Genomic DNA, 19,867 nt, shown 5'->3' on the forward strand with positions numbered 1-19,867 from the left:
TCGCCCGCCTCAGGCGATTCTCTGATGTTTGTGATCACACGTTTTTAGCGTGTGATCACAAACATCAGGAATGTCCGTGAAAATCTCTCGAATTGCCGGTTTTCAGTATCTTTAGGTGTTTTTTCTGTGCCATGCAGGAAAAAAGGGAACCAAGGAGGCCTCCGGTGAACATCCACGAATATCAGGCGAAAGCACTTTTGCGCAGTTATGGGGCTCCGGTTTCGGACGGGCGCGCTGTCATGCGGTCCGAAGAAGCGAAAACGGCAGCGGGCGAATTGGATGGTCCACTGTGGGTCGTCAAGGCGCAGATTCACGCAGGCGGACGCGGCAAGGGCAGCTTCAAGGAAGCGGGCGCAGGCGAAGCTGGCGGGGTGCGGCTTGCACGCTCGGTCGAGGAAGCTGCCGCCGAAGCAAAGCGGATGTTGGGGCGCACGTTGGTGACCAAGCAGACGGGGCCTGCGGGCAAGCAGGTGAACCGGATTTATATCGAAGACGGTTCGGGCATCGAGACCGAGATGTACCTGGCGCTTTTGGTGGATCGCCAAACCAGCCGCGTGAGCTTTGTGGCCTCGACCGAAGGCGGGATGGACATCGAGGAAGTGGCAGAATCCACGCCCGAGAAAATCCTGTCGTTCAGCGTTGATCCAGCAACCGGGTATCAGGCGTTCCATGGTCGCCGGATTGCATTCGAGTTGGGTCTGACGGGGTCGCAGGTCAAACAATGCGTGGCCTTGATGGGGACACTGTACAAAGTGTTCACCGAAAAAGACATGGAGATGCTGGAGATCAACCCCCTGATCGTCACGGATAAGGGCGATCTGAAGTGTCTTGATGCGAAGATGGGTTTTGACGGCAACGCGATTTACCGTCATCCCGATATCGCCGCTTTGCGCGACGAGACCGAAGAAGACCCGAAGGAACTGGCGGCATCGAAATTCGATCTGAACTACATCGCCCTGGATGGGGAGATCGGCTGCATGGTCAACGGAGCCGGTCTGGCCATGGCGACGATGGACATCATCAAGCTTTACGGGGCCGAGCCTGCGAACTTTCTGGATGTTGGCGGTGGCGCCACGAAAGAGAAGGTGACCGAAGCATTCAAGATCATCACGTCCGATCCGCAGGTGAAAGGTATACTGGTAAACATCTTTGGCGGGATCATGCGCTGTGACGTGATCGCCGAGGGCGTTGTGTCAGCGGTGAAAGAGGTTGGCCTGAAGGTGCCCCTGGTCGTGCGTCTTGAAGGGACGAACGTCGAGAAGGGCAAGGAGATCATCAACAATTCAGGTCTGGACGTGATTGCAGCGGACAACCTGAAAGATGGCGCTCAGAAGATCGTGAAAGCGGTTAAGGGGTAAGTCGGTTGTGCCGAGAGGCGTGAACCGGCTTGAGGATTGAAGGTGCTATGCGACGAAACCTGAAGCGCGTATTCGAGGGCAAGGACTGGTCCGAAGGCGGCTCGCACCCCAAGTCGGGGTTCGGGTCCAGCCTGTCGTACACAGAAAACCTGCGACGCGCTTTGCCGGTTTTGTTCGAGAGGTATCAGATCAGGTCTTTCGTTGATGCGCCTTGTGGTGACTGGGCGTGGATGCAGCACGTCGACTTGGACGGCATCGACTACACCGGGCTTGATATCTCGTCCTCGCTGATTGCGGCCAACACGGCTGCACATGTGCGTGACGGGGTGTCATTTGCTGTCGCAGATATCACGTCCGATGAGTTGCCCAGCGCGGATCTGTTCATGTGCCGCGATTGTCTGTTCCATCTGAAGTTCTGGTTACGTTGGGAGTTTTTCCGAAACTTTGAGGCATCGGGGTCGAAGTATCTTTTGATGACCTCGAATTCAGTTGAGACGAACCGGAACGTTTCCGAGAACGGAGCGTTCCGGAAGTTCAATCCGACCAAGCCACCTTTCAATTTCCCGGAACCGATTGAGACGATCGTGGAAACGGCAGAGTTCGATGACGCGGGCGCGATGGTGATGACTTCGCCGCGTGGTGGTCATCGCTCATTGGGGCTTTGGAGCCGTGCACAGGTATGTGACGTGTTGAACCGTCACGATGCGACTTCGCAAGTTGCGGAAACGGAGACTCGCGTTGATGCATAGGCTACATATCCCTTTGGCCGCGGCCGGGACTGTTTTGGCGGTGACTTTTCTCACCGCCGGGACCGTCGACGCGCGCTCGCCCGGAACGGATGCCACGGGTGGCATGGCGGTGTTTGCGGACAATTGCTTTTCGCCGTTTCTGACGGCGGCCAAGGCGCGCCGTGCCTTCAATCTGGCCAATCTCCGGTATGATTTCTACGACCTAGATCCGTTTTCAGATGTGGAGCCTTCGCCAGCAAGTGGCAGTGTCACGCCGGGGACGGATCGCCGCTGCGAGGTCGCTTTTGACGGAGATTACGGCGCTCGGGCGGCTGAGAGGGCTGCGACGGCCCTGGCGCAGGAAGGTATTCTGACCGAAGCCGCCCTGCCCCCGACACACGCCGACACTGCAACGGTCGGCACTGTTTTACTGGCCGCGCGCCAACTCAATCCGCAACGAATCGCCGTTGTGCACGTGGGCACGCGCCCCGGGCCCGACGGTATCGAAACCTTTATGACTGTAGAACGGCTCCGGCCGCAACAATAGGGAACTGCACATGGCTGTCCTCGTCGACGAAAATACCAAGGTAATCTGTCAAGGCTTCACGGGCTCGCAGGGGACATTCCACTCCGAGCAGGCAATTGCCTACGGCACCAAGATGGTCGGCGGTGTGACCCCTGGCAAGGGTGGTCAAAGCCACCTTGATCTGCCGGTGTTCAACTCGTGCCACGAAGCGGTTGCCAAGACCGGCGCGAATGCCAGCGTGATCTACGTGCCGCCGCCGTTTGCGGCTGACTCGATTTTGGAGGCATTGGACGCGGAAATTCCCCTGATTGTGGCGATCACGGAAGGCATTCCGGTGTTGGATATGATGCGGGTGAAGCGCGCTCTGGAGAATTCGTCCTCGATCCTGATCGGGCCGAACTGTCCGGGTGTGATTACACCGGATGCCTGCAAGATCGGCATTATGCCGGGTCACATTCACAAGCGCGGCTCGGTTGGTGTTGTGTCGCGGTCGGGCACTTTGACGTATGAAGCGGTGAAGCAGACCACGGATGTGGGCTTGGGTCAGTCGACCTGCGTGGGCATCGGTGGTGACCCGATAAAGGGCACGGAGCATATTGATGTGCTTGAGTGGTTCCTGGCCGACGACGAGACCGAGAGCATCATCATGATCGGTGAGATCGGCGGTTCGGCGGAAGAGGAAGCCGCACAGTTTCTGGCCGATGAAAAGAAGCGCGGTCGCTGGAAGCCGACGGCTGGTTTCATTGCGGGTCGCACGGCGCCTCCGGGACGTCGGATGGGTCACGCGGGCGCGATTGTCGCCGGTGGCAAGGGTGGCGCGGACGATAAGATCGAAGCGATGAAGCTGGCCGGGATCGTAGTGGCCGAAAGCCCTGCGGGTCTGGGCGAGGCTGTACTGGAAGCGATTGGGTAATGCGACATCGGCATCCAGCGGTTGCAATGACCTTCGTGGCGGTGGCGATGACGTCCACCGCCGCTTTGGGTGCTGGGCAACCTCTGGATTTTGCGCAGACTTGTTTGCGCTATGAAGCTGATATCGAGACAATTGCGGACACTCTTTCCCGCGATGGCTGGAAGCAGGATGTGGATGCGGATGCGGATGCGGTGATCACTGGCCTGATATGGATCGGCGTCACGGATTACTTCACAACCGATACGGGTGGTGAGACGCTTGAGACCATACTTGCTCTGAAGGCCAAAACGGCTGCGGCACTGGTACGCAAGAAAGATATCCCTCAGAGCAAAGGGCGGTTTCTGATGCGGGGTGAAGATGTACTGTATGTCATGTGGCGTCAGCCCGCGATTTCGATAACAGAGATCGAATGCCATGCCGCTTTGTCGGCTGACACCGTGCGGGACATGAGCTTGGATCTCGATCTGGCAAGCCGTCCCGCCTTTGATCAGGGCCCAACCGAGATTAGCAAGGATGGCCGGGTAAACGTCACACTTTTAAATGCCGAAAAGCTTGCGCCGCACACACCACCGGGCGCGGTGGTTCAAACTTATCACACGTCGCGAAACCAATGATCCATCGCCGGAAAAGGTGACCCCATGACTGAACAATCTCCCAACGACATCTTCAAGGCCTCGTCCTTTTTGCAAGGCCACAACGCCGAATACATCGAGCAGCTCTATGCGCGCTATGCCGAGGACCCGGATGCGGTCGATGAGGCTTGGGGTGCGTTCTTCAAGGAGCTTGGCGACGCAGGCGTCGATGCGCAGGCCGAGGCGGCGGGGCCCTCATGGGCGCGCAGCGATTGGCCTCCGCAGCCGAGCGACGAGTTGACGGCGGCGCTGGATGGGCAGTGGGGAGATCTTGGGCCGCAAGCTGCTGCTGCAGCCGGAGCGAAGATTGCGGCCAAGGCGACTGAAAAGGGCGTTCCGGTCAGTGAAGACCAGATCAAGCGTGCAGTTCTGGATTCGATCCGGGCATTGATGATCATCCGCGCCTATCGGATTCGGGGACATCTGGTGGCCGATCTTGATCCATTGGGGATGCGCGATCAGACGCCGCATCCCGAGCTTGATCCGAAGTCCTACGGGTTTTCGGAATCTGACATGGATCGCCCGATCTTCATTGATAACGTGCTGGGGCTTCAGATGGCTTCGATGCGCGAGATCATTGCGATCGTGAATCGCACCTATTGCGGCACATTTGCGTTGCAATACATGCACATTTCGAACCCCGAGGAAGCGGCCTGGCTGAAAGAACGTATCGAGGGATACGGCAAGGAAATTGCCTTTACCCGCGAAGGGCGCAAGGCGATCCTGAACAAACTGGTCGAAGCCGAGGGCTTTGAGAAGTTCCTGCATGTGAAATACATGGGAACCAAGCGATTTGGTCTGGATGGCGGTGAAAGCCTGATCCCGGCGATGGAGCAAATCATCAAGCGTGGTGGTGCGCTGGGTGTTAAGGACATCATCATCGGGATGCCGCACCGGGGCCGTCTGAGTGTTTTGGCCAATGTGATGGCCAAGCCCTACAAGGCAATCTTCAACGAATTTCAGGGCGGCTCGTTCAAGCCTGAGGATGTCGATGGGTCGGGTGATGTGAAATATCACCTCGGGGCGTCGTCGGATCGCGAGTTCGACGGCAATTCGGTGCATTTGTCGCTGACGGCCAACCCGTCACACCTTGAAGCCGTAAACCCGGTGGTGATCGGCAAGGCGCGGGCCAAGCAGGATCAGCACAACGACGAAACGCGCACCAGTGTTCTGCCGCTGTTGCTGCATGGTGATGCGGCGTTTGCAGGACAGGGCGTTGTGGCCGAGTGTTTCGGTCTGTCGGGTCTGAAGGGTCACAAGACGGGTGGCACGATCCACATCGTCGTGAACAACCAGATCGGCTTTACGACGGCTCCGCATAATTCTCGGTCGTCGCCCTATCCGACGGATATCGCCTTGATGGTAGAAGCGCCGATCTTCCACGTAAACGGTGATGACCCCGAAGCCGTGGTGCATGCGGCCAAGGTCGCGACCGAGTTCCGTCAGAAGTTCGGCAAGGACGTGGTTCTGGATATTTTCTGCTACCGCCGGTTTGGTCACAACGAGGGCGACGAGCCCATGTTCACCAACCCGATCATGTATCAGAAGATCAAGAAGCAGAAGACGACACTCAGCCTGTATACCGAGCGTCTTGTGCGTGACGGGTTGATCCCCGAAGGCGAGATTGAGGATATGAAGGCCGGATTTCAGGCCTATCTGAACGAGGAATTCGAAGCCGGGAAAGCCTATAAGCCGAACAAGGCGGACTGGCTGGACGGACGCTGGTCGCATCTGGACAAGATCGGCGAGAAGTATCAGCGCGGCAAGACGGCGATCAAGCAGGCGACGTTTGACGAGATCGGCAAGGCTTTGACAACGGCCCCCAAGGGTTTGCCCATTCATCGGACGGTGGAGCGCTTGTTCGAGAACAAGGCCAAGATGTTCGAAACCGGTGAAGGTTTCGACTGGGCGACGGCCGAGGCTTTGGCTTTCGGCTCGCTCTTGACCGAGGGGTATCCGGTGCGGTTGGCGGGGCAGGATTCCACACGCGGCACATTCTCGCAGCGTCACTCCGGGATCATCAACCAGGAAACTGAGGAGCGGTATTATCCGCTGAACCACATCCGCGAAGGTCAGGCCCATTACGAAGTGATCGACTCGATGCTGTCCGAATACGCAGTGCTTGGCTTCGAGTATGGCTATTCGCTGGCCGAGCCGAACGCACTGGTTCTTTGGGAAGCCCAGTTTGGAGACTTTGCCAACGGCGCACAGATCATGTTCGATCAGTTTATCTCGTCGGGCGAGCGCAAGTGGCTCCGGATGTCGGGTCTGGTGATGCTGTTGCCACACGGGTTTGAAGGGCAAGGCCCCGAGCACTCGTCTGCACGGCTTGAGCGGTTCCTGCAGATGTGTGCCGAGGACAACTGGATCGTGGCTAACTGCACGACCCCGGCGAACTATTTCCATCTGTTGCGCCGCCAGTTGCACCGCAGTTATCGCAAGCCTTTGGTGATCATGACGCCGAAGTCGCTTTTGCGGCACAAGATGGCCGTCTCGAAGACATCGGAATTCATCACAGGATCCAGCTTTCACCGGGTCTTGTGGGATGACGCCCAGCACGGCAATTCCGACACTGAATTGGCGGCAGATGACAAGATCAAGCGCGTCGTGATGTGTTCGGGCAAGGTCTACTTCGATCTGCTTGAGGAGCGCGATGCGCGCGGCATCGATGATGTTTATCTGATGCGCGTCGAGCAATTCTATCCGTTCCCGGCGCAATCCTTCGTCAACGAACTGAAGCGCTTTCCAAACGCCGACTACATCTGGTGCCAGGAAGAGCCGAAGAATCAAGGCGCCTGGACGTTCATGGAGCCCAACATCGAGTGGGTTCTCACGCGGATCAAGGCAAAGAACAAACGTCCGAAGTACGTGGGACGCGCGGCGGCGGCATCGCCTGCCACGGGTCTTGCTTCGGCGCATAAGTCACAACAACAGGCGCTCGTGAACGATGCGCTGACATTGGAAGGGTAGTCCGAAATGGCAACTGAAATTCGTGTGCCGACGCTTGGGGAAAGCGTCACGGAGGCAACTGTCGCCACATGGTTCAAGAAACCCGGCGATGCAGTCGCGGTGGACGAGATGCTCTGCGAACTTGAAACCGACAAGGTAACGGTCGAAGTGCCGTCGCCAGCAGCGGGCACCTTGGGCGAGATCATCGCCGCCGAGGGCGAGACCGTTGGTGTGGATGCCTTGCTTGCAACATTGGCTGAAGGTGACGGCGCGGGCGCGGCGGAAGCTCCGGCCAAGTCGGAAACGCCAACGGCCGCGGCTTCCGGTGGCAGCCAGTCGGTGGACGTGATGGTGCCAACATTGGGCGAAAGCGTAACGGAAGCGACCGTTTCAAGCTGGTTCAAAAAGACTGGTGACAGCGTCACGCAGGATGAGATGCTTTGCGAGCTGGAAACCGACAAGGTCTCGGTCGAAGTGCCGGCACCGGCGTCTGGTATCCTTGGCGAGATTCTGGCTGCAGAAGGTGCAACCGTCGAAGCCGGCGGAAAGCTGGCGGTGATATCGTCCGGCAACGGCGCAGTTGCGCCTTCCGAACCCGGAGGTCCCGACGTGGCGGCTTCGAAGGCGCCCGACTCTGCAGCCGCGGGTAAGGGACGCGATGTGGAAGACGCGCCCTCAGCCAAAAAGATGATGGCCGAAAAAGGTTTGTCATCGGATCAGGTGACCGGCACGGGTCGTGACGGCCGCGTAATGAAAGAAGACGTTCAGAAAGCCCTGACAAGTCCGACACCTCCTGCAGCCGCCCCTGCACCGGCAGCTCCGCGTGGTCCGGTCGCAGCCGAAGATGCCGGTCGCGAGGAACGCGTGAAGATGACTCGTCTGCGTCAGACCATCGCGCGTCGCCTCAAGGATGCGCAGAATACGGCCGCCATGCTGACGACCTACAACGAGGTCGACATGTCTGCGACGATGGCCTTGCGCAAAGAGTACAAGGAGCTTTTCGAGAAGAAACATGGTGTGAAGCTCGGGTTCATGTCGTTCTTCACCAAGGCCTGTGCCCATGCCTTGAAAGAAGTCCCCGAGGTGAACGCCGAGATTGACGGCACGGACGTCGTTTACAAGAACTTCGTCCATATGGGAATCGCGGTCGGCACTCCGAATGGGTTGGTCGTGCCGGTCGTGCGCAATGCCGACCAGATGTCGTTCGCCGAAATCGAAAAGAAGATCAACGAGTTGGGCGCGCGCGGTCGCGATGGCAAGTTGTCGATGGCAGAAATGCAGGGTGGCACCTTCACGATATCGAACGGAGGTGTGTACGGCTCGCTTATGTCGTCGCCAATCCTGAACCCGCCGCAATCGGGTATCCTCGGCATGCACAAGATCCAGGAACGCCCCATGGTCGTGAACGGCGAGATCGTGATCCGCCCAATGATGTATCTGGCGCTGTCTTATGACCACCGGATCGTTGACGGCAAAGGTGCCGTGACCTTCCTTGTGCGCGTGAAAGAAGCGCTTGAGGATCCGCGCCGGTTGCTTATGGATCTGTAAAGGGATGGCCTGGCCAGGAACACGATTTGGCAGCGCGGCGATCATGATCGCGCTGCTGGGCGTCTACGCGACGATGTTCGCGCATTCGACCTTTGACGTGTTCGACTTGCCCTTGTGGATCGGACTCTTGGAAATGCCAATCACGCTATTGCTGATCTATGCAATTTGGGCGGCATGGCAGAAACAGTCGCGCAAGGCCGCGATGGCGGTGGTCGTGGCGATGCTCGGGTTCTACGGCGTTCACGGCTACTTGTTGTTTGACGTGCCGTTGGCCTTCATCGTCGTTACCGTTGCAGCACTGATCATCCTCGTCACCTTGCCAAGTGCATGGGCGCAAGGGTGGTGACAGCCGCCGTTCGCATATCCCTGGCCATTGCGCTCCTCGCACTGGCGGGTTGCGCCGCACCCGTCGTCGAGCCCGCGGCAACCGCCCGTCATGTGCCCTCAAATGTTGCCTACGGAAACGATGGCGCGCGTATGCACCTCTTCATATTCGATCCAAATGAGCCCCGCTCCCTGGCAGACCGCAAGGCAATCGCGCGTCGCACTATCGCGCTTGAGCCAAGCTGCGCCTGGGTCGATGCACCCGACGACGTGCTGATCGAAGCAACGAACTCTCAAGGTGCGCGCTTTATCGAAACGATGCTTGTCGCTCCGCTCAGGTGTTCACGCGCATGATTATTCACCTGTTTGAAAATATCCTGGGGGGCAAGGGGGCAAAGCCCCCAGCCTCGTCAAATTGCAAAGGAAAACCCAATGGCAAATTATGATGTAATCATCATCGGCAGCGGACCCGGCGGCTATGTCTGCGCTATTCGATGCGCTCAGCTGGGGTTGAAAACGGCCTGTGTCGAAGGACGCGAAACCCTTGGGGGAACCTGCCTCAACGTCGGTTGTATCCCGTCAAAGGCAATGCTGCACGCCACCGAAATGCTGCACGAGGCCGAGCATAACTTCTCGAAAATGGGTCTTGGCGTCGCCAAACCCAAAGTCGATTGGAAAGCCATGCTCGCCTACAAGCAAGACACGATCGACGCCAACACAAAGGGCATCGAATTCCTGTTCAAGAAGAACAAGGTGGACTGGCTGAAAGGCTGGGGCTCGATCCCGGAGGCCGGCAAGGTCAAAGTTGGCGACGACGTTCACGAGGCCAAGCACATCGTGATCGCAACCGGTTCGGATGTTTCCACTTTGCCGGGTGTCGACGTAGACGAGAAGGTCGTCGTGTCCTCTACCGGTGCTTTGGAGTTGGGCAAGATCCCCAAGACCATGGTGGTGATTGGCGCCGGTGTGATCGGGCTGGAATTGGGTTCGGTCTACAGCCGTCTTGGCGCGGATGTGACGGTGATCGAATATCTCGACGTGATCACGCCGGGGATGGATGCGGAAATTCAGAAGACCTTCCAGCGGATTTTGAAAAAGCAGGGCTTGAAGTTCATCATGGGGGCTGCGGTGCAGGGCGTTTCCGCGACCAAGACCAAGGCGAAGGTGACCTACAAGCTGAAGAAAGACGATAGCGAGGCGACGATTGATGCCGACACGGTTCTGGTTGCCACGGGCCGCAAGCCTTACACGGACGGACTGGGGCTGGCTGAGCTTGGAGTCAAGATGTCCGAGCGCGGGCAGGTTATGACAGACGCGCATTGGGCGACCAATGTGAAGGGCATCTACGCCATCGGAGACGCAATCGCGGGACCGATGCTAGCGCACAAGGCCGAGGACGAGGGCATGGCCGTCGCCGAGACAATTGCCGGCCAGGCCGGGCATGTGAATTATGGTGTCATTCCGGGCGTGATCTATACGCATCCTGAAGTCGCCAATGTCGGGCAGACAGAGGAGCAGTTGAAGGAGGCGGGCCACGCCTACAAGGTCGGCAAATTCTCATTCATGGGCAATGGTCGCGCCAAGGCGAATTTCGCCGCCGATGGTTTCGTGAAAATCCTTGCGGACAAGGAAACCGACAGGATTCTGGGCGCGCATATCATCGGGCCAATGGCCGGTGATCTCATTCACGAGATTTGTGTCGCCATGGAGTTCGGAGCTGCGGCCGAGGATCTTGCACGGACCTGCCACGCACATCCCACCTATTCCGAGGCTGTCCGGGAGGCCGCTTTGGACTGTGGAGATGGTGCCATTCACGCGTGATGGGTTTGGGGCGATACGGATCCGTCGTTCGACGATCCCGATCTCTTTGAAAAACGCGAAGATGGGATTGGTGGAATTATTGCGTGGCACGCATTTTTGTCTGTGATGGCCAGCGCCAGTCTGGCGGCACCTAAAGTTCGTCGCCCAATCGCACCAGCATTTGCACGGCTCCGCCTTTGCAGGCCGGCCTCTGGTGCAATTCGGTGTGGAGGGTGCCATGAGTTCTCGGTTTGGGGAAGAAACCAAGGCCAGAGCCGCACCACCAATTCGGTATCGTATCGAATTCGAATCAGGTTTTTGCAATTGCGTTTTGCCGCAGGACAGGGCTTGCTAATATTGGTAAACCAAAGTGACCACTGCTCAATTGGAATGACCCCATGCCAATAATCACCGAGATCGCGGACCTGAAACGCATTTATAAGCGGCGCGTGCCGAAGATGTTTTATGACTATGCCGAGAGCGGTAGTTGGTCCGAGCAGACGTTTCGCGAGAACACGAGTGACTTCGACAAGATCCGGCTTCGGCAGCGGATTGCGAAGGATATGGACAACCGCTCGATCAAAAGTCAGATGATTGGCGAAGACGTGTCGATGCCGGTTGCCTTGGCGCCTGTTGGCTTGACGGGGATGCAAAGCGCGGACGGCGAGATCAAGGCGGCGAAGGCCGCTGAAAAGTTCGGTGTGCCGTTTTGTTTGTCGACTATGTCGATCTGTTCGATCGAGGATGTGGCGGCGCATACGACCAAGCCCTTCTGGTTTCAGGTCTACACACTGAAAGACGACGATTTCATGGGGCGTCTGTTCGAGCGAGCGCGGGCGGCGAACGTCTCGGCGATGGTGATAACGGTCGATTTGCAGGTTCTGGGGCAGCGGCACAAGGATTTGAAGAACGGGCTGTCTGCTCCGCCGAAGCTGACGATCAAATCTGTGGCGAACATGATGACGAAGGTCACTTGGGGTCTGGAAATGCTTCAGACCAAGCGGCGGTTCTTTGGAAATATCGTGGGACATGCCAAGGGGGTGTCGGACCCGTCGTCATTGTCATCCTGGACGGCGGAGGCGTTCGATCCGTCGCTTGATTGGGATCGCATCAAGACGTTGATGGAGATGTGGGGAGGCAAGGTCATCCTGAAGGGTATTCTGGATGTTGAGGACGCAAAGAAGGCGGTCGAGGTCGGTGCGGATGCGATTGTCGTGTCCAACCATGGCGGGCGGCAATTGGATGGGGCGTTGAGTTCTATCCGGATGCTGGAAGATATCGTCAAAGAGGTCGGAGACAAGACTGAGGTTTGGCTGGATAGCGGAATTCGCAGCGGTCAGGACGTGCTGAAAGCCGTCGCAATGGGGGCCAAAGGCGTGATGATCGGGCGTGCCTGGGTGTATGGCTTGGGTGCGATGGGCGAGAAAGGTGTGACAAGCGCTTTGGAGGTGATTCACAAGGAGTTGGATGTGTCGATGGCGCTGTGCGGAAAGCGTGACATTCAGGATGTGGATCGCGATATCGTTTTGGTGCCGAAGGGATTCTCGGGGGACTGGGCTTAGGGTCCGAAGCACCGGCTTTGGCGACTTTCACTTGGTTTCGGCGGTATTGTTGCTGAAACGCGCTTGAATGCCACGCTTGCGACCCAAAATACGTCGATTTGTCGGCATGTTCTTGCCGCAATTCATGCTGGGAAGTATTTTGTGCCTATGATGAGTGGTACGTTTCATATGTCTGTGAAAAGGCTCTTTGCCTTACCGCTGGTGGCTTTGGTCGCCGGGACTGTGTCTGCCTGCGCAGGGCAGGATGACGTTGAATTCGCGGATGAAACCGATGTTTTGGTCGCCGCGACTACTGCGCTGTTTGAAAGCGTCGAGGCCACGCCGGCTTCGGGCGGGATTGAGTTGCGTCTGGATGGCGTAGCGATCCCGGCAAGTGCGACGCCCGGGCCTGACATCAGCGAAGCCTTTCCGGCCGAGTTTGGACCTGTGGCGCATCTGACCGCGTATCGGATCAACTGGTATCCCGTCGACCGTCTGCTGGGAGCCGTGGATTTCATGGGAACATATGACCGCAATCGCGGGCTGGTTTGCGGCTATGTCACCTGGGATCTGAGCAATCCGGACGACCCGCAAATCGATCAGTTGGTCGCAAATTACGTCGACCTGAAGTTGCTGGCACAGCGCCACCCCGGGGCGACGCATGCCGCATTGCTTGATGCAAACTGTGCTTACGGCGAGATCGAGCCGAATTTCACGGTGTTCGACCCGGCCTGACGGGGTCTTTTTCCGGAATTTCGCGAATGACCCGCGCGGGGGAGCCGCCTGCAAGCACGCGGGCGGGCAAGGATCGTGTCACGACGCTTCCGGCGGCGACGGTAGTGCCTGCGCCGATGGTGACGCCGCCCAATATGATGCTGCCTGCCCCTATCCAGCAATGATCTTCGATGGTGATGGGATGGTTGATCGCCACTGCGTTTTGAAAGTCGCCGGTATGCGTGTCGGTCAGAAAACGTTCTTCTGGCACAAGCGGGTGCCCGGCGGTCAGTATCATCACTCCAGGACCAATTGCGCAAAAATCGCCGATTCTGACCATGGCACCGTCAAGGATGGTACAATTTGAATTGATATAGACCGCTTTGCCAATGGAAAGGTGGCGGCCGTACTCAATGCGGATTGGGGGCACAACCATGCCGCCTCCAAAGTGTTGTAAGAACTCCTGAAGAATTTCCGCACGCTCCGCCATGGCGCTGTAGGGCGTTGTGTTCAGTCGCGCGCAGGTTTCGCTCGCTACGACCTGCATCGCTTCAAGTTCAGCATCCGGAACTAAGTAATATTGCCCGGCCAACATCCTGCTGTAACCGCTTTCCGTGTCGTGCATGACCTGCCCCACTTTTCCTGTTCTGTGATCGATGAATTCAGAGAAAAGCCGGACCGGCAAGGATTATCACGATTCCTCTTTCCAAAACGAGAATCGCTCGCTATAGGCAGCCACTCATGAGCGGACACCCTTGGAGGCCGCTCGCAACGCAGAAAATTTGGAGATACCCATGGCTGGTGAGATTCCTGATCTTAACGCTATGGTACGGACGGGGACAGGCAAGGGGGCCGCTCGTCAAGCTCGTAGAGACGGGCTCGTACCTGGCATCGTATACGGCGGCGGCGCAGACCCCGTAGCGATCAACATCCCTTACAACGTACTGTACAAGAACCTGAAAGCCGGGCGCTTTCTGGCGACGCTTTATAACCTGAAGGTTGAAGGCCACGACGACGTGCGTGTCATCTGCCGGAACGTTCAGCGGGATGTGGTGAAGGATCTTCCGACACACCTCGACCTGATGCGTCTGAAGCGGACATCGAAGATCGCGCTGTATATTCCTGTCGAGATCGTGGGCGAAGAGGAATGCCCTGGTATCCGCAAGGGTGGCGTGTTGACGATGGTACGCCCCGAGGTCGAACTGGTTGTGACGGCTGGCGATATTCCTGAGAAGGTTGTCGTATCCGTTGCAGGCATGGAAATCGGCGACACAGCTACGATTTCGATGGTTGATATGCCAAGTGGCGCGAAACCAACGATCGACCGCGACTTCGTGATTGCCAACATTCAGGCGCCTTCTGGTCTTGCCTCGCAGGCGGACGAAGACGAGGATGAAGTTGACGCGGATGAAGTTCCGACAACTGGTGACGAAGAAACAGAGGGCGGCGAGGAGTAATCTCCCCGCGCGGTCAAGGTTTAAAGGGCGGTGCCAGGTGCGCCGCCCTTTTTCTATCTGGCAACGTCTTTTGAAGGACCGGCATCGAGCCGGTGGATGAAATCGTCCAGCTCGCTTGGGAAATAGTTTCGCACCAGCGGATCGTGGCCCGGGATGATCAGGTTCGGAGAGCTGGCCAGCGTTTGCAGCGTGGTAAATCCGTTCAGCATGTCTTCAAGGTCGACGACAATGGGGAACGGCTTGGCGGCCCAGAGATTCTCGTAGAAGTGCGAGGCATCGGAGGCCAGCACCAACCACCCTGCCCGCGTTTTGACGCGGACACACTGGAGGCCTCGGCTATGACCTCCGATCTTGTGGACAGTGACACCGTCTGCGATCTGGCCGTCACCGTCGTGGAACGTGACCTTGCCGGAATAGAGCCGTGTGATCGCTTCGCAAATGTGGCCGGCGGTAAACGGCATTTTCAGGGTGCCGTGGCACATGCAGGGTCCGGTGGCATAGGCCATTTCCGCTGCCTGCATATGAAGCCGGGCGTTGGGAAAGAGGTGCAGACCGCCAGCGTGATCATAATGTAGGTGGGTGACGATCATTTGAGTGATGTCTTCAGGTTTGAGGCCGAAAGGTGCGAGGGCCGCGCCGGGATCGCGGCGGATGGGGCGGTCGCGCGCTTTGGCTTCGGCGTCGTCATAGCCGCAATCGACAAGGATGAACTCGTCGCCTGACCGCAGGAGCCACATGAAGTAATCCATCTCGTGCGGCGCATCGTGGTTGTCGTCGAAGATGAAGCTGTCGGCGCGGGTGCGCGCACTGCGATCCGCGTATTTGATCGAAAAGACTTCCCATTCGGACATTCGGTGTTCTCCTTTGGGCGAAGGTGCCACGACGATCATGCCAGCCCTGCCCTGCGCGGCAAGAAAAACCTTTGTCTTGCAAGGGTCCGGTGTTGACAGTTGGGTGACTGAACAAGACGCTTGGAGCGTCATTCGGAGGGAAATCGACATGGAAGACACTGGATCATTGCGGGTAGCGATGGTGGGGGCCGGGTATTTCAGCCAATTCCATGTGGACGCCTGGGGGCGGATGCCGCGGGCGGATCTGGCCGGGGTCTGTGACCGAAATCTTGCTGCGGCCGAGGCCACCGGCGCCCCTGCGTTTGATGATCTTGAAGCGATGCTTGCGGCGGTGTCTCCGGACATTCTGGACGTAGTAGTGCCACCAGTCACACATGCGGAAACGCTGCGGATCGCTTTTGCGCATGGGGTGAAACACGTCATTTGCCAAAAGCCGTTCTGTCGGACTTTGGATGAGGCAAAGGTCATTGCTGCCGAGGCCGAAGCGACGGGTGTGACGTTGATTGTGCATGAGAATTTCCGTTTTCAGCCTTGGTTCCGGTTCATCAAAGGTGTACTGGAGTCCGGTGAGCTGGGGGAGTTGCAGCAGGTGTCGTTTCGCTTGCGTCCCGGCGATGGTCAGGGGCCGCGGGCCTATCTGGATCGCCAGCCGTATTTCCAGAAAATGGAGCGATTGCTGATCCATGAAACGGCTGTCCATTTCATTGATACATTTCGCTATTTGCTGGGGGATCCGACAGCGGTCTATGCGGATCTGCGGAGGCTCAATCCGGTGATTGCGGGTGAGGATGCAGGCTTTTTCATCATGGATCATCCAAACGGGGTTCGGTCGTTGTTCGACGGCAATCGCCACATTGATCATATCGCTACGAACACGCGCTGGACGATGGGCGAAGCCCTTGTTGAAGGCACGAAGGGTGTCTTGGAATTACTGGGCGACGGAACGGTCTGGAAGCGGGAGTTTGGGTCTTTGGAACGCGCGCTGGTGTTCACTCCCACGACGGAGGGGTTTGCTGGCGACTGCGTTTACGCCTTGCAGGAGCACGTCGTCGCGGGGGTTCTGGATGGGGCGCCATTTGAGAACCTGGCCCGCGAATACCTGACGATCGTTACAATCGAAGAAGCCGTTTACCGGTCGGACGCAGAAGGCTGCAAGCTGACGCTTTGATATGGCGCGATTGCGACGCGAAGGGGCGCAGACGGGCTTGCGATGAGCCGCCCGGGCGGTGCCTCGTATGGGAAGAGCGCGGAGATTGGCATGCAGGAATTTTGGCAGAATTACATCGATGGGGCATGGTGCGATGGTGGCGCCGGGCGCATTGATGTGCAGGACCCTGGAACGGGTGGGTTTCTGGCAGAACACGCCTTGGCGGATGCTTCGGACGTGGATCGCGCGGTACGCGCGGCAGAGCGGGTGCATAGGTCGCGGGTCTTGACCGACATGCGGCCCATTGAGCGTGGCCGGATGGTGCAAGAGATGGGGCGCTGGTTGCTTGCACATCTGGACGAGATCGCCCGCGTTCTGACGCTTGAGCAGGGCAAACCGCTTTGGGAAGCGGTGATCGAGGTGAAGGGGGCCGCGCTCTATTTCGAGTACTACGGTAATCAGGCATCGACCGTTGAGGGGAAATCAATTCCTTTGGGGGCTGGCTATTTCGACTGGACAGTGAACGAGCCCTACGGTGTTTCGGCGCAGGTGATCCCCTGGAATTACCCGCTTGAGATGACGGCGCGCGGGATATCGGCGGCCCTGGCGACGGGGAATACTTGCGTGATCAAGTCCCCTGAATTGACTCCTTTGACGAATGGTTATTTCGCGAGAGCCGCAGAAGCAGCCGGGTTTCCCTCCGGGACGGTGAACGTCCTTTGCGGTCTGGGTCGTGACGCGGGCGCAGCATTGGTGTCGCATCCAGGGGTGCGGCAGATCGTGTTCACAGGCTCCGTTCAGACGGGTATTGCGATTGCGACAGCGGCGGCGGCCAACGTGGTGCCTTGTGTACTGGAGTTGGGCGGGAAGTCGGCCGCGATTGTGCATGAGGACGCGGATTTGGACGCGTTCGAGAACGACATCCGTTGGGGAATTTACTTTAATGCGGGTCAGGTTTGCTCGGCGATGAGCCGTGTGATTGTGCACGAAAGCCTGCGCGAGGAGTTGGTGGAGCGCGCAGCCGGAATTGCGCAGTCCTTGTCGGTCGGGCCGGGGATTGAAAGGGCTGAGGAAGGCGCGAACATGGGGTCGATGGTCTCGGACGGGCAACGTGACCGGGCCGCCGGTATGGTTCAGGTGGCCGAAGCGCAAGGCGCACGGGTGGTAACAGGAGGGCGCAAGCTCAATCGGCCCGGCGCGTTCCTGGAGCCGACTGTGCTGGACGGGGTGACATCGGACATGACGATTGCGCAGGATGAAGTTTTTGGTCCTGTTTTGTCGGTGATGTCGTTCCATGACGAAGCCGAGGCGATTGAGATCGCGAACTCGACGAACTACGGGCTGGTCGGTGGTGTATTCACACGGGATCTGGACCGGGCGACACGGGTGGCGCAGCGGATGCGGGCGGGACAGGTCTTCGTCAACGAGTGGTTCGCGGGAGGTGTTGAGACGCCGTTTGGCGGCTATGGAAAGTCCGGCTATGGGCGCGAGAAGGGCCGCGAGGCGCTTTGGAATTACGTTCAGACGAAGAACATCGCGGTTAAGCTTGGTTAGCGGCTTAGGTCGCTGAATCCGGCCCAGATCAGGCGCAGCGAGATCAGGACGAGAACGACATTCAGCGCCGTTTTGAAGTTCTTGTCGCTCATTCTGGCCAAGGCGTGTTTGCCAACATAGGTGCCCAGAAGACCCGTCGCGATCATAACGGCGATCGTCGGGGCCCAGGGTGCGAATGCAAAACCCAGCATTGCGAAGATGAGAACTTTCAACCCGTGTTGAAGTGTCATCATGGCGGCATGCGTCGCGACGTGGGGCTGGCGCGGCAGCGAGAGGGACTTGGTGAAGCTTGCAACGAAAAGTCCCGTGGCCCCAAAGAACATCGTAAGGAAGCTTGAGATCACGCCGGTGATGGCGGGCCAGCGACTGAGCCACTTGGGGGATTTGGCGATGATCGTGAACAGGACGAAGGCGCCGACACCGATTTGTACATACGCGGGCGGCAGGTCAATGGCGATGGCTCCGCCGATGGACGCCCCGATCACGGTGCCGACCGCGAAGGCGGGAAGTGCGCTCCAGAAGATGTGAGGCACAAACATTGCAAGACGCCCGGCGTTGGAGCCAAGTTGGATAACGCCGTGGACGGGAATAAGGGCAGCTGGCGGAACGAGTATTGCCATGACGGCAAGGACCAGACCACCGCCTCCGATACCCAGTGCAACGGTGATGAATGAGCCGAGGAAACTGATCGCGGCAAGGCTGTAAAACGCAAACTCCGACAGCCCTGTGGGGAGGAATTCGGATGGAATCACGTGAAGTCGATCTGGGCTTTGACGGCTTGGCTGCGGTCTCCGGCGGTGTCGAAAGCCTTGACGGCGTCAGCAAGCCGGAAGGTTTGCGTGATGAGCGGTGCAACGTCGATGAGGCCTTTTTGCATGAGTTGCACGGCAGACTTGAATTCCTCGTGGAAGCGAAAGGAGCCTTTCAAGATGATTTCCTTGGCCGTCATCGCCTGCATGGGCAGCGTCATGTCTCCGCCAAGGCCTAGCTGGACGAGGGTGCCTTGCGGACGCAGGGCCTTGACCCCTGCCGCCACAGCTTGCGGAGCCCCGGAACATTCGAACTGCACGTCGATCTGGCCCTTGCCTGTTTGCCAATGGGCCAGAGCGTCCGGGTGAGTGGCGAGATTGAGGGCGTAGTCGGCTCCGATGTCGCGTGCTTTTTTCAGGGTGAAGTCGCTGAGGTCGGTGGCAATAATTTCCGACGCACCCGCGCGTCGGGCAGCGAGGATCGACAGTAGACCGATTGGACCGCAGCCCGAGACGAGGACGGATTTGCCGACAAGGTCCCCGGCGTGGTGGGCCGCATGGAGGCAGACCGCCAGCGGTTCGGCCATGGCGGCTTCGCCTGCCGTCAGGCCCTCTGCGGGGACGCATTGGTGGGGCAGCGCGATCAGGTCTTCGCGGAAGGCGCCCTGGATGTGCGGGAAGGGCATGGCAGACCCGTAGAAGGCCATATTTTCGCAATGGTTTTGCATGCCCTTCAGGCAGTATTGGCAAGCCTGACAGGGGCGTGATGGCGAGACGGCGACAAGCTGGCCCTTCGTGAGGCCCGTCACATCGTCGCCGAGATCGGTGATGACGCCTGACACCTCGTGGCCCAGGATCATCGGCTCTTTCAGGCGGATTGGGCCGAAGCCACCATTGTGATAATAGTGGAGGTCCGAGCCACATATGCCGCCTGCCTGAATGGCCACGCGGACTTCGCCCTTGGCGGGTGCGCGCGCTTCGCGGTCTTCGACGCGAAGATCGTGGGCTGCGTGAATGACGATGGCTTTCATAATCCCCCCTTGCGGTTCCCCGCTTTGACCCGGAAGGTAGCCTTG

Annotated in this window: 19 protein-coding genes; 15 read left to right on the forward strand and 4 right to left on the reverse strand. The window is 58.4% G+C overall.

Features of this window, described 5'->3' with window-relative positions:
- Positions 1-164 precede the first annotated feature (164 nt).
- The 12 genes from sucC to BOA8489_RS04510 all read left to right on the forward strand — a co-directional run bounded on the left by sucC (position 165) and on the right by BOA8489_RS04510 (position 13,054).
- Positions 165-1,358 (forward strand): ADP-forming succinate--CoA ligase subunit beta, encoded by a 1,194-nt coding sequence (sucC, locus tag BOA8489_RS04455; RefSeq protein WP_093972780.1) that lies wholly within the window; start codon positions 165-167, stop codon positions 1,356-1,358.
- A gap of 47 nt (positions 1,359-1,405) precedes the next feature.
- Positions 1,406-2,107, forward strand: a complete 702-nt coding sequence (locus BOA8489_RS04460; RefSeq protein WP_093972781.1) for a class I SAM-dependent methyltransferase — start codon at positions 1,406-1,408, stop codon at positions 2,105-2,107.
- Entirely contained in the window at positions 2,100-2,633 is a 534-nt protein-coding gene (locus BOA8489_RS04465; protein ID WP_093972782.1) for a hypothetical protein, read from the forward strand. The genes BOA8489_RS04460 and BOA8489_RS04465 overlap by 8 nt, the downstream gene beginning before the upstream one ends.
- Positions 2,634-2,643: 10 nt before the next feature.
- Complete coding sequence (sucD, locus tag BOA8489_RS04470; protein ID WP_093972783.1) at positions 2,644-3,525, forward strand: succinate--CoA ligase subunit alpha; 882 nt, start codon at positions 2,644-2,646, stop codon at positions 3,523-3,525.
- On the forward strand, positions 3,525-4,139 hold the full coding sequence (locus BOA8489_RS04475) for a hypothetical protein (protein ID WP_093972784.1): 615 nt from the start codon (positions 3,525-3,527) through the stop codon (positions 4,137-4,139). The genes sucD and BOA8489_RS04475 overlap by 1 nt, the downstream gene beginning before the upstream one ends.
- Before the next feature lie 24 nt (positions 4,140-4,163).
- Positions 4,164-7,127 carry a 2-oxoglutarate dehydrogenase E1 component gene (locus tag BOA8489_RS04480; protein WP_093972785.1) on the forward strand — a complete coding sequence of 988 codons (2,964 nt, stop codon included), beginning with the start codon at positions 4,164-4,166 and terminating at the stop codon, positions 7,125-7,127.
- A gap of 6 nt (positions 7,128-7,133) precedes the next feature.
- Entirely contained in the window at positions 7,134-8,654 is a 1,521-nt protein-coding gene (gene odhB, locus BOA8489_RS04485) for a 2-oxoglutarate dehydrogenase complex dihydrolipoyllysine-residue succinyltransferase (RefSeq protein WP_093972786.1), read from the forward strand.
- 4 nt (positions 8,655-8,658) lie between these two features.
- The gene (locus BOA8489_RS04490; protein ID WP_093972787.1) at positions 8,659-9,000 is read left to right on the forward strand and encodes a hypothetical protein; all 342 of its coding nucleotides are present in this window, start codon (positions 8,659-8,661) and stop codon (positions 8,998-9,000) included.
- Complete coding sequence (locus tag BOA8489_RS04495; RefSeq protein ID WP_141138236.1) at positions 8,997-9,332, forward strand: hypothetical protein; 336 nt, start codon at positions 8,997-8,999, stop codon at positions 9,330-9,332. The genes BOA8489_RS04490 and BOA8489_RS04495 overlap by 4 nt, the downstream gene beginning before the upstream one ends.
- 78 nt (positions 9,333-9,410) lie before the next feature.
- Positions 9,411-10,799, forward strand: a complete 1,389-nt coding sequence (gene lpdA, locus BOA8489_RS04500; protein ID WP_093972789.1) for a dihydrolipoyl dehydrogenase — start codon at positions 9,411-9,413, stop codon at positions 10,797-10,799.
- Between the two features lie 377 nt (positions 10,800-11,176).
- On the forward strand, positions 11,177-12,340 hold the full coding sequence (locus tag BOA8489_RS04505) for an alpha-hydroxy acid oxidase (RefSeq protein WP_093972790.1): 1,164 nt from the start codon (positions 11,177-11,179) through the stop codon (positions 12,338-12,340).
- A gap of 141 nt (positions 12,341-12,481) precedes the next feature.
- Positions 12,482-13,054 carry a hypothetical protein gene (locus tag BOA8489_RS04510; RefSeq protein WP_141138237.1) on the forward strand — a complete coding sequence of 191 codons (573 nt, stop codon included), beginning with the start codon at positions 12,482-12,484 and terminating at the stop codon, positions 13,052-13,054.
- Here BOA8489_RS04510 and BOA8489_RS04515 read toward each other — a convergent pair.
- On the reverse strand, positions 13,032-13,658 hold the full coding sequence (locus BOA8489_RS04515) for a sugar O-acetyltransferase (RefSeq protein WP_093972792.1): 627 nt from the start codon (positions 13,656-13,658) through the stop codon (positions 13,032-13,034). The two genes, BOA8489_RS04510 and BOA8489_RS04515, sit on opposite strands and share 23 nt — an antisense overlap.
- A gap of 169 nt (positions 13,659-13,827) precedes the next feature.
- On the opposite strand from BOA8489_RS04515, the gene BOA8489_RS04520 reads away from it, so the two are divergent.
- Positions 13,828-14,490: a 50S ribosomal protein L25/general stress protein Ctc gene (locus BOA8489_RS04520; RefSeq protein WP_093972793.1), complete on the forward strand. Its 663-nt coding sequence runs from the start codon at positions 13,828-13,830 to the stop codon at positions 14,488-14,490.
- 53 nt (positions 14,491-14,543) lie between these two features.
- Here BOA8489_RS04520 and BOA8489_RS04525 read toward each other — a convergent pair whose 3' ends face one another.
- Positions 14,544-15,341 carry an N-acyl homoserine lactonase family protein gene (locus tag BOA8489_RS04525; protein WP_093972794.1) on the reverse strand — a complete coding sequence of 266 codons (798 nt, stop codon included), beginning with the start codon at positions 15,339-15,341 and terminating at the stop codon, positions 14,544-14,546.
- A 148-nt stretch (positions 15,342-15,489) separates the two neighbouring features.
- On the opposite strand from BOA8489_RS04525, the gene BOA8489_RS04530 reads away from it, so the two are divergent.
- Both BOA8489_RS04530 and BOA8489_RS04535 read left to right on the forward strand, forming a co-directional pair.
- A complete protein-coding gene (locus BOA8489_RS04530) occupies positions 15,490-16,509 on the forward strand; it encodes a Gfo/Idh/MocA family protein (RefSeq protein WP_093973041.1) in 1,020 nt (339 codons plus the stop codon).
- 90 nt (positions 16,510-16,599) lie between these two features.
- Positions 16,600-18,042 carry an aldehyde dehydrogenase family protein gene (locus BOA8489_RS04535; RefSeq protein WP_093973042.1) on the forward strand — a complete coding sequence of 481 codons (1,443 nt, stop codon included), beginning with the start codon at positions 16,600-16,602 and terminating at the stop codon, positions 18,040-18,042.
- Here the strand turns inward: BOA8489_RS04535 and BOA8489_RS04540 are convergent.
- Both BOA8489_RS04540 and BOA8489_RS04545 read right to left on the reverse strand, forming a co-directional pair.
- Entirely contained in the window at positions 18,039-18,794 is a 756-nt protein-coding gene (locus BOA8489_RS04540) for a sulfite exporter TauE/SafE family protein (protein WP_093972795.1), read from the reverse strand. The genes BOA8489_RS04535 and BOA8489_RS04540 overlap by 4 nt on opposite strands.
- Entirely contained in the window at positions 18,791-19,822 is a 1,032-nt protein-coding gene (locus BOA8489_RS04545) for an L-idonate 5-dehydrogenase (protein ID WP_093972796.1), read from the reverse strand. The genes BOA8489_RS04540 and BOA8489_RS04545 overlap by 4 nt, the downstream gene beginning before the upstream one ends.
- Between the last annotated feature and the right edge of the window lie 45 nt (positions 19,823-19,867).

Origin of the sequence: Boseongicola aestuarii (genome assembly GCF_900184815.1) — a bacterium.
GTDB lineage: Bacteria > Pseudomonadota > Alphaproteobacteria > Rhodobacterales > Rhodobacteraceae > Boseongicola > Boseongicola aestuarii.

What these genes read in the sequence shown, in the direction of transcription:
- BOA8489_RS04525 (WP_093972794.1), bottom strand. Translation starts at nt 15,341, where the DNA reads ATGTCCGAATGGGAAGTCTTTTCGATCAAATACGCGGATCGCAGTGCG.
- BOA8489_RS04465 (WP_093972782.1), top strand. Translation starts at nt 2,100, where the DNA reads ATGCATAGGCTACATATCCCTTTGGCCGCGGCCGGGACTGTTTTGGCG.
- BOA8489_RS04490 (WP_093972787.1), top strand. Translation starts at nt 8,659, where the DNA reads ATGGCCTGGCCAGGAACACGATTTGGCAGCGCGGCGATCATGATCGCG.
- lpdA (WP_093972789.1), top strand. Translation starts at nt 9,411, where the DNA reads ATGGCAAATTATGATGTAATCATCATCGGCAGCGGACCCGGCGGCTAT.
- BOA8489_RS04505 (WP_093972790.1), top strand. Translation starts at nt 11,177, where the DNA reads ATGCCAATAATCACCGAGATCGCGGACCTGAAACGCATTTATAAGCGG.
- BOA8489_RS04545 (WP_093972796.1), bottom strand. Translation starts at nt 19,822, where the DNA reads ATGAAAGCCATCGTCATTCACGCAGCCCACGATCTTCGCGTCGAAGAC.
- sucD (WP_093972783.1), top strand. Translation starts at nt 2,644, where the DNA reads ATGGCTGTCCTCGTCGACGAAAATACCAAGGTAATCTGTCAAGGCTTC.
- BOA8489_RS04460 (WP_093972781.1), top strand. Translation starts at nt 1,406, where the DNA reads ATGCGACGAAACCTGAAGCGCGTATTCGAGGGCAAGGACTGGTCCGAA.
- BOA8489_RS04535 (WP_093973042.1), top strand. Translation starts at nt 16,600, where the DNA reads ATGCAGGAATTTTGGCAGAATTACATCGATGGGGCATGGTGCGATGGT.
- BOA8489_RS04520 (WP_093972793.1), top strand. Translation starts at nt 13,828, where the DNA reads ATGGCTGGTGAGATTCCTGATCTTAACGCTATGGTACGGACGGGGACA.
- odhB (WP_093972786.1), top strand. Translation starts at nt 7,134, where the DNA reads ATGGCAACTGAAATTCGTGTGCCGACGCTTGGGGAAAGCGTCACGGAG.
- BOA8489_RS04480 (WP_093972785.1), top strand. Translation starts at nt 4,164, where the DNA reads ATGACTGAACAATCTCCCAACGACATCTTCAAGGCCTCGTCCTTTTTG.
- BOA8489_RS04515 (WP_093972792.1), bottom strand. Translation starts at nt 13,658, where the DNA reads ATGCACGACACGGAAAGCGGTTACAGCAGGATGTTGGCCGGGCAATAT.
- BOA8489_RS04530 (WP_093973041.1), top strand. Translation starts at nt 15,490, where the DNA reads ATGGAAGACACTGGATCATTGCGGGTAGCGATGGTGGGGGCCGGGTAT.
- BOA8489_RS04475 (WP_093972784.1), top strand. Translation starts at nt 3,525, where the DNA reads ATGCGACATCGGCATCCAGCGGTTGCAATGACCTTCGTGGCGGTGGCG.